Here is a 15612-nt window from a genome sequence, read left to right on the forward strand (position 1 = left end):
GGAACGGGCTGGTTCTCGACGGTTGACCGACATCCATTCACATGCCGTGGTCAGTCTGCTGAGCAGGTGACCTGGCTTGGTGTGCGGCAACGACCATGACGATGACGGAGATCAGGACGATACCGGCGCCGACGTAGAGCGGCGCGGTGTAGCCGAGCCCCGCGGTGATGGCCAGGCCCCCGAGCCAGGCGCCAAGGGCGTTGCCGAGGTTGGACGCGGACACGTTGGCGCTGGCGGCCAGCGCTGCCCCGTGGGCGAAGTCGGTGACGCGAGTGATCATGCCGGGCACGCTGGCGAACCCGGACAGTCCCATCAGAAACACCAGTATCACCGACGCCGTGGCGCTGCCGGCCAGCAGACCGAACACGGCCAGAGTGATGGCGAGTCCGAGCAGGGCGAGGACCAGGGCGCGGTCACGGTCACGGTCGGCCGCTCGCCCGCCGACCAGGTTCCCGACGACCAGACCGACGCCGTACACCATCAGCAACCAGGCGACATCCGTTGAGGAGAACCCACCGACCTCGGTGAACGTGTAGGCGATGTAGCTGAACGCACCGAACATCCCGCCGTAGCTGAGCGCGGTGGCTGTCAGGGTCAGCCAGACCTGCCAGGACCGGAACGCACGGAACTGGGCCCGCAAGCCGCTGGGCGGTATCGAGTCCGAGCGGCCCGTCACTGTCGGCGACCGTGCCTGGCCCGCCCAGCCGGGGACGAGGGCGACGATTCCCGCCAGCGCGAGCACGCCGATCGCGGTGACCGCCCAGAAGGCCGCTCTCCAGCCCCAGCGTTCACCGACCAGGGCGCCGAACGGCACGCCCAACACGTTCGCCACCGTCAGCCCGGCGAACATGACCGCCACCGCGCGGGACTTCTTCTCCGGCGCGACCAGGCTGCTGGCGACCAGCGAGCCGATACCGAAGAACGAACCGTGGCACAACGCCGCGACGATCCGCCCCAGCAGCATCACCGGATAGCTCGGCGCGAGAGCGGACAACAGGTTGCCGATGACGAACAACGCCATCAGGCCGACCAGGATCCCCTTGCGGGGCAGCCGCGCGGTCGCCGCGGTCAGCGCGATCGCGCCGATCGCGACACTCAACGCGTACCCGGAGATCAGCCAGCCCGCTGCCGCCTCGGACACCGCGAAACTCGACGCCACCTGCGGCAGCAGCCCAGCGATCAGGAACTCGGTCAGACCGATGCCGAAACCGCCGAGTGCCAGCGCGACAAGTCCACTCGGCATCCGTCGCTCTCCGATCGCGGGCCCAACAAGTCGCGGAGTACAGGACTTCCCGCCGCGGCGTGTGGAACGCCCCTGTCTCGAACCGCACGCGTGTGACCCGATGCCGGACCACGCGGCACGAGGCCCCACTATGCCACCACGGGTACGGAGTTCGTACGAGTGTCCGTTCGCCTTGTGCCGCCCGCGCGCCCAACCCCTCCCGTGCACCCCGGTGCAACGGCCGCGGTGGCGGGCTCCCTCTCAGCGTCGGTCAGGCCACGCCCTGCGGGTATCTCACAACCCAGAACCTGCGGCTCCCCAGCCCTCTATACGCGGTGCGCCCCGTGCAGGGTGACGTGGTTGATCAGGAGCTGCATGTCGCCCGCGCCCAGGTCCATGGCGAGCATGAAACGGGGCTCGTTGTTGAGGCGGTCGAGTAACGCCATCCCCTCAAGCGCCGGGCTGAAGGGCGGCACGTGGGCGCCGCGCAGCGCCGAGCGCGTGTATGGGCAGGGCTCTGATGGAAGCTGTCGGTGCCATCCCGGAACGCCGGTCGCGCCACCAGGGCTGATACAGGACTTCCGCCAGGTCGGGGTGGGTGCGCACGATCACGTTGTGCACGGCCACCGACCTGACAATGCAGCTGAGTCCGCCTGAATTCGCCGGCCGAACACACAGCCGTGCGACCACATCGTTCGGATCAGCGTGGTAGCCGAGTTGCCCGCGGTACTGGTAGCTGCGACTCGTCGAGCCCGACGGGTCGACAGATGTCGTCGTCGTGCTCCCCGCCCTGCGGGGATGGGGGTGGCACGCGCGTGATCACGTGCTGCTCTTGTGCTCCCCGCGCCCGCGGGCATGGTCCCCCGGACCGGCCTTCGGTTCTGCTGTGCCGGGAGCGCTCCCCGCGCCTGCGGTGATGGTCCCGAGCAGTGGCAGCGACGCGCGCCTCAGGCGGTGGCGAAAGATGACGCTGCGGGTGCGCATTCCGCCGAGCGCATCGATGTGCAGGAGACTGTGCTCCGTGAGCGCGCATCGCCGCTCCGTGCACTGACCTGTGAGGGACCACAGCATGATCATCTTTGGCACCAAGGGATACCTGTACCAGCTCGCGATACTGACGCTGGTGTGCGGCCAGTGCGGCAATCCCTCCGCGCACACGCTCAGGAAGCGCGTCACGAAGTTCACGCTCTTTTTCGTTCCGCTGTTCCCGTTCTCGACGAAGTACACGACGCAGTGCACATTCTGCGGTGCGGAGCAGAAAGTGACCAAGGAGCAGGCGGCGCAGCTGCTGGCGCAGGCCTCGAGCGGCCACGGCGGTCAGACGGTGGGGCAACCGCAGCAGCAGCCGCACCAGTTCTGAGCAGGTTCGTGCTCGCCTGCTCCCCGCGCACGGGGCGCGTCGTCGTCGGCGTGGACAGAGGCGATCTGCCCTCTCCGATCGGGGTCGATCAGGTTCTTCGGGGCCGCGGGCCGGCCCTCAGGCCCATGCACGTACCTGAAGGCGAAGACGTTGGCCGTGGCATTCGCACGCCTTCTAAGAAAACCTTGAAGGTGCCCTGCTCGCGGCGGTGCCTTCATGGCAGAAACGCCGCGAGGAGGGCAACTGGAGACGAGACGTCTAGACCAGGGCGCCGGCATTCCTCCCACGGGTGGGTGAGGAGTTAATGCAGTCGACTGGCCAGACGGCTCGATCCTGTCGGGCGTCAGAATTCGACGAGTTTCCCGTTCTCGATCCTGCACTGCCATTCCTGGTCGTACACATCGCCCGTGTACAAGCCGCTCCCGCCGACCTCGTTGACGTCTGCCAGGGTCTCTCCGTTGATGGTGAGGATGAGCCTGGCCTGCCACCTCCAGGCGCCCGTGTTCTTCACGTTGAGGCGGAAGTTGTATGATCCATCAGGCATTTCGCGCTGGAAGCGCCGGACCTCGCCCAAGCCAGTCTGCACGATCAGACGCCCGTTGAGGAACAGGAACGCGTCATCGTCACACGGGCCGATTTCGACCAGAAGATCTGCTGCCATCTTGTGCACCTCCCAGACGTGGACTGTTCACCCTCGCGCTCCGGAATCAAAGGTTCTAATTTTCGGAACTCGAAGGTTGCGCCCGGTGAACTTACTTGGGTTTCGGTGGCAGCGAAATACGGAAATGGGCGTATCGGAAAAGGGCATTCTGGACGAGCGTTCATTCCGTAAGCTTCTGTCCCGCCGTCATCCTTAGAATCGCACCTTCAGTCGACTCGCCTGATGCATGCTGCGTAGACAGAGGGGGGCTACTAATGCCGAGATGAGGACGGCACCGCGCTGCGACCGGAGAGCACGCATGAAAAATAGCGACCTTTTTGATGCCCTTGATGCCTCTGCCGCAGATGGATACGGTCACCGAAATTGGGCCTACCGGTAAGAAGTTGCTTCCGGGGGTCGGATTGCACGTTGGGGCCGCTGCGGTGTTTTGTGCGAGATCACGCTCGCCCTCAGGGCCTGTACGACAGGCGGGTACGGCTCAAGCGGGAAGTAGTTTGATCCGGACCACCTGACCGCCTGGTGCGGCCGCCCCGATGACCAGGAATCGCAGATCGGCAAGAAATCCCGCAGCACCGCCATTATGGGAGCTGCACATGAATTCCGGGTCCCCAATTATTGGTTCTGCTGCGTTGCCCTCCCTTCGGGTCAGGTCTAGCGTGGCCCCTGTGGCACCCGGCGCCATCTGTCGCGAGGCACCACGCCGCCGAGGGAAAACGTTCCCGAGCCTCCGCGGCGACCGCCCTGAGCTTGGTCCAATCCAATCGGGTTGTACGCGGGCGGATTTGACGCGACGGCGCGCTCACTGGCGCCCGGAGGTCGATGTGCTTTCCACGCGACACAAGACGGCAACCCTCAAGGGCCAAGAGGTCTTCTACCGCGAGCGCGCTTCTCCATCTACCTGCACGACTACGGAGCGCCCATCGGCTGGCGACTGGCACTCGACCCTTCCTATGACGTCAGCACGATCATCTCGCAGAGCGGCAACGCCTACGTGGAGGGCCTCGCCAAGCCCTTCTGGGACGACCTGTTCGCTTATGCCACGCATCCCGGCCCCGACATGGAACCGGGCGCACGGGCCAACTTCAGCCCCGACACGACCCGTTGACAGTACGAGATCGGCGCCACCGACAAGAGCGTGGTCAGCCCCGACACCTGGACCCTCGACCAGGTCCTGCTGGAACGGCCCGGCAACGACGAGAGCGTATACATCCACGGGTTCCTCGGGCGCGTGCTCAGATGAAGCGTGAGGGGGCTCGCGCACCTCCGGCTGATCGCCGGCTGAACGTGATATGCGCATGGCGGAGAATCTCGTATGGGTCGCCGCACGGTTCAGGAGGCCGACGCCGGGTCGGCCGTCGCAGAAGCTGATGCGACGTCCTTCCCTGTCGGAGCGTGCATGGGAGGCGCCGCAGGAGAGGTGGCATGGTGGCCACGTTGACAGCAGTGAATGTCGGGATGCCGAAGGACGTTCCCTGGCACGGCAAGACTGTGCACACCGGCGTCTACAAGCAGACCGTGACCGGGCCGCGGATGGTGCGGCGGTTGAACATCGATGGGGACGGCCAGGGGGACCTGGGCGGGCACGGCGGTGAGCAGCGGGCCGTGCTTGTCTACCAGCTCGACTCGTACCGCTTCTGGGCGAAGGAGCTGAGGCGCGACGACCTGGCCCCCGGCCAGTTCGGTGAGAACTTCACGGTCGACGGCCTGCCCGACGAGGAGGTCTGCATCGGGGACCGCTATCGCATCGGCGACGCCCTTTTCGAGGTCACCCAGCCCCGCGTGACCTGCTACCGGGTGGGCCTGCGGATGGGCGAGCCGCGGATGGCGGCGCTGCTCGTGGCCCACCACCGCCCCGGCTTCTACCTTCGGGTGATCGAGGAGGGCGAGGTCGAGGCCGGGCAGGAGATCGTCAAGGTTTCCACCGGGCCCGAGGCGATGACCGTCGAGGAGATCGACCGGGTGCTCTACCTGCCCGGGCACACTCGCGAGCAGGTCGAGCGGGCCTTGCGTATCCCCGCGCTCAGTCCCGGCTGGCAGAGCTCCATGCGGACCCTCCTGGAGCAGTCGGACGGCGAGCGCGGGGCTTCCTCGGGCAGCGCGGGACTGAATACCGCGGCTACCGCTCCGCCGCCCGGCTGGGCGGGCTTCCGGCCGCTGACCGTCACGCGCATCCAGCCCGAGAGCCGCAGTGTGTTCTCCCTGCACTTGGCAGCCGCGGACGGCTCCGCGTTGCCGGCCGCGTTGCCGGGCCAGTTCCTCACCGTGAAGGTCCAGCCCGAGGGCGACGTGCCGCCGATGATCCGCAGCTACTCGCTGTCCGGTGAGCCGGGCACCGGCACGTACCGGATCAGCGTGAAGGTCGAACCGCACGGTACCGCCAGCAACGAGCTCCGCGCCCACGCCCGCGTCGGCGACCGGTTGCAGGCCGCCGCGCCCCGCGGCACCTTCTGCCTGGCCCAGGGCGACAATCCGGTGCTGCTGCTGTCGGCCGGGATCGGCGTCACTCCCGTGCTGGCCATGCTGCACGCCCTCGCCCGCGAGCACTCCAGCCGCGAGGTGTGGTGGCTGCACGGCGCGCGGGACGGCACCGAGCATCCCTTCGCCCAGGAGAGCCGCGAGCTGATCGCCGCCCTCCCCAACGCGCGGTCCACCATCTACTACAGCAGGCCGGCCGCCGCCGACCGCCTGGGCGTGGACTATGCGAGGGCGAGCCGCCTGTCGGCCGAGCGCATCCTTGGGCTCGGCTTGCCGACCGACGCCGACGCCTACCTGTGCGGGCCGGCGGACTTCATGGCCGGCGTCACCGCCGCGCTCGTCGATTCGGGGCTGAACAGTTCCCGCGTCCACACCGAGATCTTCGGCGCCGGTCCCTCGCTCACCCCCGGGATCAAGGGCTCGTCGACGGCGGCGGCGCCGCACCAGCCCGCGGGCCCGCCCGGCACGGGACCCGAGGTCTCCTTCGCCCGCAGCGGCCTCAACGTCCCCTGGAACGACGCCCAGGAGTCCCTGCTCGAACTCGCCGAAGCCTGCGACATCCCCGTCCAGTGGTCCTGCCGCACCGGCGTCTGCCACACCTGCGAACTCGCCCTGATGTCCGGCACCGTGGCCTACTCACCCGACCCCGTCGAACCCCCCGCCGACGGCAACATCCTCATCTGCTGCTCCAAACCCACTGAAGGCGTCGTCCTGGACCTGTAACGCGACCGACACCCCCTGGTGCCGCCCTCGGCGGCCTCTCGGCCCGGACCTGCCCCAAGATCCGCTCCCCCGAGGCAGCGGATCGATGGACCTGACTGATCCTCTCCGCCTACACCCAACTCCGTCTCGCCCGCCCGCTCGCAGCCGATCTGCGTCGCCCTGGGAGAAACCAAGCTTCACCGCCAGCCCGGCCGTCCGGCATGCCCCACCACTCCCCACACCGCGGGAGTCGGCCCAACCCCCAACACCAGACGACCACCAATTCCGTGGGCCAGGACGCGGTCCTGCCGCCCAAGATATCCAGCCCGAACGTGCTGATCGCCACGGATGTGGCACAGCTCCTCGGAGAAGGGGAATGGTTGCTCAACTGACTGACCCACCGATGACCGGATCGGTCCGCAGCCGGACCCGATGCGGCCTGTCACCGCCCCTTCCGCGCAGCTCAGGCTTAGGGGCATGACCCGAGCACTGATCGTCATCGATGTCCAAGAATCCTTCCGCGCCCGTCCGCTGTGGGAAACCACCTCGGACTTGAAGATCGCCGACCAGGTGAACCGCCTGGTCCGGCTCTCCCGGCACACCGGAGACCTGGTGGTGTGGGTCCTGCACTCCGAGCCCGGCACCGGCGATGTCTTCGACCCGGCCCTCGGCCATGTCCGGCTGATGGAGGAACTGGAGCGAGCGGAGGGGGAGCCGCTGATCCACAAGACCTCGCACAATGCCTTCACCACCACCAACCTGCAGCAACTCCTCACCGAGCGCGGTATCCGCGAGCTCACCGTCTGCGGCATCCGCACCGAGCAATGCGTGGAGACCACCACCCGCGTCGCCAGCGACCTCGGCTACCAGGTCACCTTTGTCATCGACGCCACCGCCACCAATCCCATCCCGCACCGCGACGCTCCTTCCGACCAGAGCGTCGCCGAGCTGCTGGCCGACCCCCGCACGCTGCCTGCCGAGGAGGTCATCAGGCGCACCGAGTACGCCCTCGCCGGACGCTTCGCCACCATCGCGACGGTCGACCAGCTGGAGGCCTCGGCAGGACGTCAGGCATGATGACCGAATCGTGAGCCACGTTGTCTTCTTCCTGGTGCCCGGAGTCCACTTGCTGGACCTCGCCGGCCCCGCGCAGGTCTTCTCCACGGCCGCCGACTTCGGGCACCCCTACACGCTCGCCTACATCGCCGAACAGCCGCAGATCTCCACCGCCCAGGGGCTGCCGCTGGTGGCCGGGCTCGACTGGCCGGAGCTCGGGCCGGAGGATCTCATCGTGGTGCCCGGCTGGCGTTCGTTCGCTCTGGCAGACGGCCCGGCCATCGGCTCCGCCTCCCTGCAGGTCCTCCGGGACCACCACGCAAGGGGCGGGATCGTGGCCAGCGTCTGCGCCGGAGCGGAGGCGCTCGGCCAGGCCGGCCTGCTCGACGGCCGCCACTGCACCACCCACCACGACGTGCAGGACGAACTGGCCCTGCGCCACCCGAGGGCGATGGTCGTACGCGACGTGCTGTTCACCACCGACGACCGAGTGATCACCTCGGCGGGCATCGCCAGCGGCATCGATCTGGCCCTGCACCTGGTCGCAACCCGACACGGCCCCGCCGTCGCCGCCCAAGTGGCCCGGGACATGGTCGTCTACGCCCGCCGCAACGGTCATGAACCGCAATCCAGCGCGATGCTGCGCCACCGGTCCCACCTCGACGACACCGTGCACCGCGCGCAGGACCTCATCGACGCCCGCTTCGACCAGCCACTCCCCCTGCCCAGCCTGGCCTCGGCCGTCGGCGTGAGCGAACGCACCCTCACCCGCCTCTTCAGCCGCGCCACCGGGCTCACCCCGCTGCGCTATCAGCAGACCCTCCGCCTCGAACGCGCCCAACACCTCATCAGTCACGGCGCAACAATCGACGCCGCCGCCCGCTCGGTCGGCTTCGAGGACCCGCGCATGCTGCGCCGCCTCCGGGCCCGCACAACCTGACCGCATCAAGGCAACCGAACGCCCTCGACCGCACCACGCGTGCCCCAGGGACAAGGCGACATCCCAGGCCCAGCCCACCCGCGGCCCAGGACCTGAAGGGATTGCATGGCCATGCGCAAGCATGCATACTCTTCCTATGTCTAAGGTCCTCACCTCCCTTCCTGCCGGCGAACGCGTCGGCATCGCCTTCTCAGGCGGCCTCGACACCTCGGTCGCGGTCGCGTGGATGCGCGACAAGGGCGCCGTCCCGTGCACCTACACCGCCGACATCGGTCAGTACGACGAGCCCGACATCGCCTCGGTGCCCGGCCGTGCGAAGACCTACGGTGCGGAGATCGCGCGTCTGGTCGACTGCCGCGCGGCGCTCGTCGAGGAGGGCCTGGCCGCGCTCACCTGCGGGGCGTTCCACATCCGCTCGGGCGGGCGTGCCTACTTCAACACCACGCCGCTCGGCCGCGCCGTCACGGGCACCCTGCTGGTCCGGGCGATGCTCGAGGACGACGTACAGATCTGGGGCGACGGGTCGACCTTCAAGGGCAACGACATCGAGCGGTTCTACCGGTACGGCCTGCTCGCCAACCCGCACCTGCGGATCTACAAGCCCTGGCTGGATGCGGACTTCGTGACCGAGCTCGGCGGCCGCAAGGAAATGTCGGAGTGGCTTGTCGCCCACGACCTGCCCTACCGGGACAGCACAGAGAAGGCGTACTCCACCGACGCCAACATCTGGGGTGCCACCCACGAGGCCAAGACCCTGGAGCACCTCGACACCGGCGTTGAGACCGTCGAGCCGATCATGGGCGTGCGGTTCTGGGACCCTGAAGTCGAGATCGCCACCGAGGACGTGACGATCGGCTTCGACCAGGGCCGCCCGGTGACGATCAACGGCAAGGAGTTCGCCTCCGCCGTCGACCTGGTGATGGAGGCCAACGCCATCGGCGGCCGCCACGGCATGGGCATGTCGGACCAGATCGAGAACCGGATCATCGAGGCCAAGAGCCGCGGCATCTACGAGGCGCCCGGCATGGCCCTGTTGCACGCGGCGTACGAGCGCCTGGTCAACGCGATCCACAACGAGGACACCCTCGCCCAGTACCACAACGAGGGACGGCGCCTCGGCCGGCTGATGTACGAGGGCCGCTGGCTGGACCCGCAGGCCCTGATGGTGCGCGAGTCGCTGCAGCGCTGGGTTGGCTCGGCGGTCACGGGCGAGGTGACGCTGCGGCTGCGGCGCGGTGAGGACTACTCGATCCTCGACACCACCGGACCGGCGTTCAGCTACCACCCGGACAAGCTGTCCATGGAGCGCACCGAGGACTCGGCGTTCGGCCCGGTGGACCGGATCGGCCAGCTCACCATGCGCAACCTCGACATCGCCGACTCACGCGCCAAGCTGGAGCAGTACGCCGGGCTCGGCCTGATCGGCAGCGCCAATCCCGCCATCGGTGCCGCCCAGGCGGCCGCGACCGGGCTGATCGGCACCATGCCGGAGGGCGGCGCCGAGGCCATCGCCTCCCGCGGTGAGGTCTCCGAGGACGACGAGATGCTGGACCGCGCCGCGATGGAGTCCGGCACGGACTGACCAGCCACCGTCGAGCGGAAGGCTCGACACCCCCAAGGGGGATGCACCACCGGATAGGCCGGCTCGGCGCCAACGCGAGCCGGCCTTTTCCGTTACCCGGCGCCCTCCTCCCTTCGACCGGTGCTCGCTCAGCAATTGCGAGACGCAGCGAGAGCTCCTGGGCCTCGGTGTGCGCCAGGGTGGGGCATCCCGCTGTGGGAGCGAACGAGGCACTTCCGTGCCTACTCGTCGAGGCTCATCCCCGGACCACTCCAGACCCGTGCCTACAGCGAGGCCCTACTCACGGCGATTCGTGACAGGCGCGCTCTGCCTGACGACCTGGAGGAGGCCGTTCAAGTCCGCGTCGACAAGCAGCGCATCTTGCTGATCACGTCGGCAACCGATTCTCTCGGGTGTTTGCGCGCAAGCTCGTGCAAGTTCATCGAGGCTGACTCTCCACCGTTCCCAGCTTTGTCGTCATCAGGACGACGCCCGCGAGGGGACGGCTCGATGACTCACCCAACGACCCATCCCAGTCCACCTGTTGAACTGCCTTTGAGACTCGACGCCGATCCCCCTCCGGTTGCCGACTGCGATGGGTGCACGGCGCTGGACAGGGAGCGCAGCAAGGCACGAGCAAAGGGCAACGGGCAACGGGCAACGGGCCCAAGGTCTCTGACTGCAATGTGGAGTTCCGCAGCCATCCGCACGAGGGGCAACCGCTCGTCGAGGAGACTGAACAAACAGCGATGCCCGGGCTGTACTACAGCGCTGGTCGTCAGTGGTACGTCGGTATCGACCGGAACCCGATGAGCCGCTGCGCATCGCATACCGAGCTGCGCGCCCCGGTCGCCCGCGCGATTCTGGATGGTGAGGCGGCCGCGGGCCGTAGGCCGTGAGCCGTTACGCGAAGGGAGCCGGTCATGTCGTACCCCGCGTATCCGGAGCCGCGGTACCTCGGGAAAGGAGGTGAGGTCAGCGCGGTCTTCCGGGTGGCGGACGCTCCGGCCGACCTCACCTCGGAATCGGGGAATCGGACGAGCTACCTCGCGACGCACGCCTCGACGGGCGGGGAGTTCGGGCTGTACCGGGTCGACATGGTTTCGGGCTCGCCCGGGCCCAGTACGCACTTCCACCGGTCGATCTCGGAGTCGTTCTTCGTGCTCGGCGGGGAGGTGAGCCTGTTCAACGGCCAGCGATGGACGACTGGGCGCGCGGGGGACTTCCTGTACGTCCCGGTCGGCGGGCTGCACGCGTTCCGGAACGATTCGGACGCGCCCGCATCCATGCTGCTGCTGTTCGCGCCGGGTGCGCCGCGCGAGGAATACTTCGAGCGGGTCGCGGAGATGGCGCGCAGGGGCGGCGAGGAGTTCGCGGAGTTCCTCGTTCGGCACGACTCGTTCTTCGTCGACACGGAGGGCGGGCCCGGCAAGGCCTGACACGGGCCTCCATGCTGGACGAGCCGTTCGTAGTCCCGTGCGTGACGGCGGGCCTGCATGATCCACGCCCGACTTCGCTCAATGACCCACCTTCGGGACAGCACGATGAATCCGGTGGAGTCCTTTGGGCGGCTGACCGTCTTGATGGTGACCTCGGGGTGCATCAGGCGGAGCCGGAAGAGGACTTCTATGGCGGCGCCTGGCTGTCGTGTGGGTCGGCAGAAGTGACCATGATCAGCAGCGGCGGGCCGCAGGTGGCGACCACCAGTGACGCTTGCGGCCGTTGGTCTTTTTGCCTGCGTCCCAGCCGCGAGCGGCCTTGGAGACGGTCTCGGCGGCTTTCACGCTCTGGGAGCCCATCACGGTGGCCACGGGTGGCGGCCGGCACGGACTGGCTGCTACCGCCCGGCGCGCAGGGCGCCGTTGATGGAACCGGCCGGGTCCCATCACCGCCGCCACCGCCGGACACACAATGGTTCGACGCTGATCGAACAAGTGGGTTATGCTCGGCCAATGCCCGAACAGCACCCCCATGAGCCCGGGGAGATAACCTTGCCTCGCGTCCTCGCCGCGCTCAGCGACCCGACGCGTATGGGTATCGTGCGGATCTTGGCCGACGGCCGGGAACACGGGTGGGGTCAGCTGCGAGCCCCGGTGGCCAAGTCCACGCTCAGCCATCACCTGAAGATCCTGCGCGAGGCCGGTATCACGCGTACCCGCCAGGAAGGCACGCGCTGCTACGTCACGCTCCGACGGGAAGAGCTGGACGACCGCTTTCCCGACCTGACCCGGGCCCTGCTGTCGGCGGCACACGCGGAAGATGTCGGCGACCATGTCACCGAGGTGGAAGCCTAGAGCCCGGAGACACTCACCTCGGGCGCGTCGCCACGGCGGCAGAAAGGCTCCGGCGGTGGCGGGATCACCCAAGGCGTGACCGTCTTCCCCTCTGCCAGCCAGCCCAGCGGACCGCGACACAGGCGCAGTTCATAGAGGAAGGGTGCCGCTGCTGCCGTCGTGGATCACCGGGGAGACGAACCGAGTAATCTCCGCCTCGTCAGTGGCGTACGTCATGGTGTTCCTCATTTCTTGCCGTGTTTCTGTTGCCGTGGTGTAAGCCCCGGCTCACCGGCAGGGCGGATCGGCGGCGGCCCCGGGAAGCCGCAAGGGCGGGCATACCGCGGCGGCCTGTTACCAGTGGCCCGTCAGGTGATCTCCAGGCCGCCGTCAACGGTGAGGACCTGACCGGTAAGCCACTCCGTAGCGGGATCGGCGAGACGGAGGACCCATGCGGCGATCTCCTCGGGCCTGCCCCGGCGCCCCAGGGGGATGCGTGCAACCTCTGCCTCCTTGATCCGCTCGACCTCCACCTGAGGCAGGCCAGACGCAGACAGTGCGCCGCTCTCGACCGGTCCGGGGGCCACGGCGTTCACCCTGATGCCCTCCGGGGCCAGCTCGAGCGCCCAACTGCGGGTCAGGTGCTCGATCGCCGCCTTCGATGCGCCGTAGTGGCTCGCGACGGCGATCGGACGGTGACCGAAGGTGCTCGCAATGTTGACGATCGAGCCACGCGTCGCCTGCAGATATGGCAGTGCGGCCCCGGCCAGCAGGCTGGGAGCAGTCACGTTCGTGTCAAACACGCGCCTGACGCGCTCGAAGGTCACCTCACGCAGGGGCATCATCTCCAGGATCCCGGCGCCGTTCACCAGGACATCCAGCCGGCCCCAGCGTTCCACCGCCGCCCGGATGATCTCCTGAGGAGCTCCTTCCTCAGTGACGTCGCAGCGGACCGTCTCGATCGAGGGGTGGACGTCGGAGAGTTCGGAGAGCGCTTGGGCGTTGCGTCCGACCCCGATCACCGAAGCACCCGCGTCTGCGAAGGACACGGCGACCGCGCGACCGATACCCGAGCTCGCCCCGGTCACGATGGCGACCCGGTGGGTGAAGTCGACGGTCAGGCCATTCGACACAACGAACCCCTTTCATTCGATGTTCGTTGAACATCGAAAAACGTACCACGATGCCCTCCATGCGAGAGCGCGCCCGACCAGTCACGAAAGTGACATATCATGCGCTCCGCGGGCCTGCAGCAGCCGTTTTGTCGGTCATGTCCCGTCGGGTGGTGCAGCCACTGGTCGAGCTGATGCGGTTCCGGCTCGATGAGTTCCTGGCACGAAAGCGCTCGCCCCACGCGGGAACCCGACTTCCCGAATGGGGCGTACACGCGGGCTTCGAGGACTAGGTGATTGTGTTCATCCCCACCGAACGGCAGTGGAAGCCTTTCGATCTTCAGGTGGCTGCTGCGAGGGGCAGGGAAAGCGGATGCTCGGCGCCAGCCCCTGTTGCTAGCATCTGCGTCATGATCACGCTTTCGCCTCAGCACCGGATGATGCCCCGCCAACGGGGCTGCTGAGCACGGACGCGTACCGAATCCGAGGCCCCGGGGATGGGGCCTCGACGTGTTGTGCGGACCGGGCCTCGCCACCCGGTTGGAGGACCCATGACCGCATCACGTCACTACATCACCACGACCATCCCCTACGTCAACGCGCGCCCGCACCTGGGCTTCGCCCTGGAGCTCGTTCAGGCGGACACGCTGGCCCGCCACCGGCGCCATCGAGGCGCTCATGTCCGGCTGCTCAGCGGAACCGACGACAACTCGTTGAAGAACGTCCTGGCTGCCGAAGCCGAGGGCGTCGACGTGCAGTCACTGGTCGACCGCAACGCCAACGCGTTCGCCGCCCTGCGCGTCCCACTGGCGTTGTCGCTCGACGATTTCATCCGCACCAGCAGCGACCCCCGCCACCGCGCCGGGGTGGAACGGCTGTGGCGCCGATGCGCCGCGGCGGGCGACCTGTACCGCAAGGAGTACGAGGGCCTGTACTGCGTCGGCTGCGAGCAGTTCTACACCCCGGGCGAACTGGTCGACGGTCGTTGCGCCGAGCACGGCACCGAGCCTGAGCACGTTGCGGAGGAGAATTGGTTCTTCCGGCTGTCCCGCTACGCCGACCGGCTTCACGAGCTGATCTCGCACGGCAGCCTGCGCATCGAACCTGCCGCCCGCCGTAACGAGGTCCTCGCCCTGATCGCCGGCGGCCTGCACGACTTCTCCGTCTCCCGCTCCCACAGCCGCGCCCGCGGCTGGGGTATCCCTGTGCCCGGCGACCCCAGCCAGGTCGTCTATGTGTGGTGGGACGCGCTGGGCAACTACGTCACCAGCCTCGGCTACGGCAGCGGCGCCGCCGCGTACGACCAGTGGTGGGTCACCAGCGAGCGCCGCATCCACCTGGTCGGCAAGGGAGTGGTGCGCTTCCACGCCGTGTACTGGCCGGCCATGCTCCTGTCGGCCGGACTGCCGCTGCCCACCGACATCCTGGTCCACGACTACCTCACCGTCGGCGGCCGCAAGATCAGCAAGTCCGGCGGGACCACCGTCGACCCGGTCTCCCTGGCAGCGGCCTATGGCACCGACGCGGTGCGCTGGTGGCTGCTGCGCGACGTCCCTCGGGTCGGCGACGCCGACTTCACCTCCGACCGGCTGACCGCGCGCACCGACGCGGACTTCGCCGGAGGGCTGGGCAACCTCGTCCACCGCATCGTGACGATGGTCCACCGCTACCGCGGCGGCGTGGTCCCCTCGCCCGAAGTCGATCAGCCCGCTGTGGTGGCGCTCGTCGACGTGTGCCAGAAGACTCCCGGCCTGATCGATGCCGCTCTGGCCGATTTCGACTTCCGTCACGCCATCCGTGCTGCCTGGGGCATTGTGGAGGAGGCCAACCGCTGTATCGACACAGCCCGACCCTGGGAGTTGGCCCGAGCGGAGCGCCAGGACGAGGATGGAGCAGCCGGTCGCCTCGACACAGTGCTCGCCGCACTGGTCACGGCGTGCCGCGTGCTCGCCGACGAACTACAGCCCTTCATCCCTGACGCCGCCGCACGGATCGCACAGCAGGTGACACCCGTCGACGGGAGTCTGCCGGCCGCACGCCCGCTCTTCCCCCGCCTCCAGGAGCACACGCAGCACGCCTGACACCTGTGCTCCGCGGGCGGCTTTCACCCCCTCCCTGGTTCCCGCCCCAAGGAAGTGGAATCGGCGAAATGCGATCTGCGAGGTGGCGGAGCGCGCGTCGCAAGTAATGATTCTTCACGGCATATCGGCGGGCGGCAGACCGAGGGCAACGCGACTGTTGCGCCCTTCT

The 15612-nt window shown here is 68.0% G+C and carries 12 protein-coding genes and 3 pseudogenes; 10 read left to right on the forward strand and 5 right to left on the reverse strand.

Translation table 11 applies throughout. The features are described 5' to 3' along the window. Positions 1-37: 37 nt before the first annotated feature. Positions 38-1243, reverse strand: a complete 1206-nt coding sequence (locus AB5J53_RS01360; protein WP_369243803.1) for an MFS transporter — start codon at positions 1241-1243, stop codon at positions 38-40. Positions 1244-1672: 429 nt separating this feature from the next. Continuing rightward, positions 1673-2017 (reverse strand): annotated as a pseudogene (locus tag AB5J53_RS01365) (hypothetical protein); the annotation flags it as partial. 274 nt (positions 2018-2291) lie between these two features. On the opposite strand from AB5J53_RS01365, the gene AB5J53_RS01370 reads away from it, so the two are divergent. Next, complete coding sequence (locus AB5J53_RS01370; protein WP_369243804.1) at positions 2292-2582, forward strand: zinc-ribbon domain-containing protein; 291 nt, start codon at positions 2292-2294, stop codon at positions 2580-2582. A 343-nt stretch (positions 2583-2925) separates the two neighbouring features. Here the strand turns inward: AB5J53_RS01370 and AB5J53_RS01375 are convergent, their stop codons facing one another. After that, positions 2926-3243 (reverse strand): hypothetical protein, encoded by a 318-nt coding sequence (locus tag AB5J53_RS01375; RefSeq protein WP_369243805.1) that lies wholly within the window; start codon positions 3241-3243, stop codon positions 2926-2928. 1422 nt (positions 3244-4665) lie between these two features. Between AB5J53_RS01375 and AB5J53_RS01380 the strand changes: the two genes are divergently transcribed. From AB5J53_RS01380 to AB5J53_RS01410, 7 genes and pseudogenes are all read left to right on the forward strand, one after another. Next, the gene (locus tag AB5J53_RS01380) at positions 4666-6441 is read left to right on the forward strand and encodes an MOSC domain-containing protein (RefSeq protein ID WP_369243806.1); all 1776 of its coding nucleotides are present in this window, start codon (positions 4666-4668) and stop codon (positions 6439-6441) included. Positions 6442-6897: 456 nt separating this feature from the next. Further along, on the forward strand, positions 6898-7497 hold the full coding sequence (locus tag AB5J53_RS01385; RefSeq protein ID WP_369243807.1) for an isochorismatase family protein: 600 nt from the start codon (positions 6898-6900) through the stop codon (positions 7495-7497). A gap of 10 nt (positions 7498-7507) precedes the next feature. Then, positions 7508-8416 carry a GlxA family transcriptional regulator gene (locus AB5J53_RS01390; RefSeq protein ID WP_369243808.1) on the forward strand — a complete coding sequence of 303 codons (909 nt, stop codon included), beginning with the start codon at positions 7508-7510 and terminating at the stop codon, positions 8414-8416. A gap of 136 nt (positions 8417-8552) precedes the next feature. Then, positions 8553-9998 (forward strand): argininosuccinate synthase, encoded by a 1446-nt coding sequence (gene argG / locus AB5J53_RS01395; protein WP_369243809.1) that lies wholly within the window; start codon positions 8553-8555, stop codon positions 9996-9998. A gap of 135 nt (positions 9999-10133) precedes the next feature. Next, positions 10134-10361: pseudogene (locus tag AB5J53_RS01400) on the forward strand (Scr1 family TA system antitoxin-like transcriptional regulator); the annotation flags it as partial. A gap of 302 nt (positions 10362-10663) precedes the next feature. Beyond that, positions 10664-10876, forward strand: coding sequence for a hypothetical protein (locus AB5J53_RS01405; protein ID WP_369252931.1), 213 nt, complete (start codon positions 10664-10666; stop codon positions 10874-10876). 24 nt (positions 10877-10900) lie between these two features. Continuing rightward, positions 10901-11416, forward strand: a complete 516-nt coding sequence (locus AB5J53_RS01410) for a cupin domain-containing protein (protein ID WP_369243810.1) — start codon at positions 10901-10903, stop codon at positions 11414-11416. Positions 11417-11436: 20 nt separating this feature from the next. Here AB5J53_RS01410 and AB5J53_RS01415 read toward each other — a convergent pair. Continuing rightward, positions 11437-11607, reverse strand: a pseudogene (locus AB5J53_RS01415) (IS5/IS1182 family transposase); the annotation flags it as partial. Between the two features lie 322 nt (positions 11608-11929). Between AB5J53_RS01415 and AB5J53_RS01420 the strand changes: the two are divergent. Beyond that, positions 11930-12271: an ArsR/SmtB family transcription factor gene (locus tag AB5J53_RS01420; RefSeq protein ID WP_369243811.1), complete on the forward strand. Its 342-nt coding sequence runs from the start codon at positions 11930-11932 to the stop codon at positions 12269-12271. 347 nt (positions 12272-12618) lie between these two features. Here the strand turns inward: AB5J53_RS01420 and AB5J53_RS01425 are convergent, their stop codons facing one another. Further along, the gene (locus AB5J53_RS01425) at positions 12619-13338 is read right to left on the reverse strand and encodes an SDR family NAD(P)-dependent oxidoreductase (protein ID WP_369243812.1); all 720 of its coding nucleotides are present in this window, start codon (positions 13336-13338) and stop codon (positions 12619-12621) included. Between the two features lie 575 nt (positions 13339-13913). Here AB5J53_RS01425 and AB5J53_RS01430 point away from each other — a divergent pair. Then, positions 13914-15443: a methionine--tRNA ligase gene (locus AB5J53_RS01430; RefSeq protein ID WP_369243813.1), complete on the forward strand. Its 1530-nt coding sequence runs from the start codon at positions 13914-13916 to the stop codon at positions 15441-15443. The last annotated feature ends 169 nt before the right edge of the window (positions 15444-15612 follow it).

Source organism: Streptomyces sp. R41 (assembly GCF_041053055.1).
Classification (GTDB): domain Bacteria; phylum Actinomycetota; class Actinomycetes; order Streptomycetales; family Streptomycetaceae; genus Streptomyces.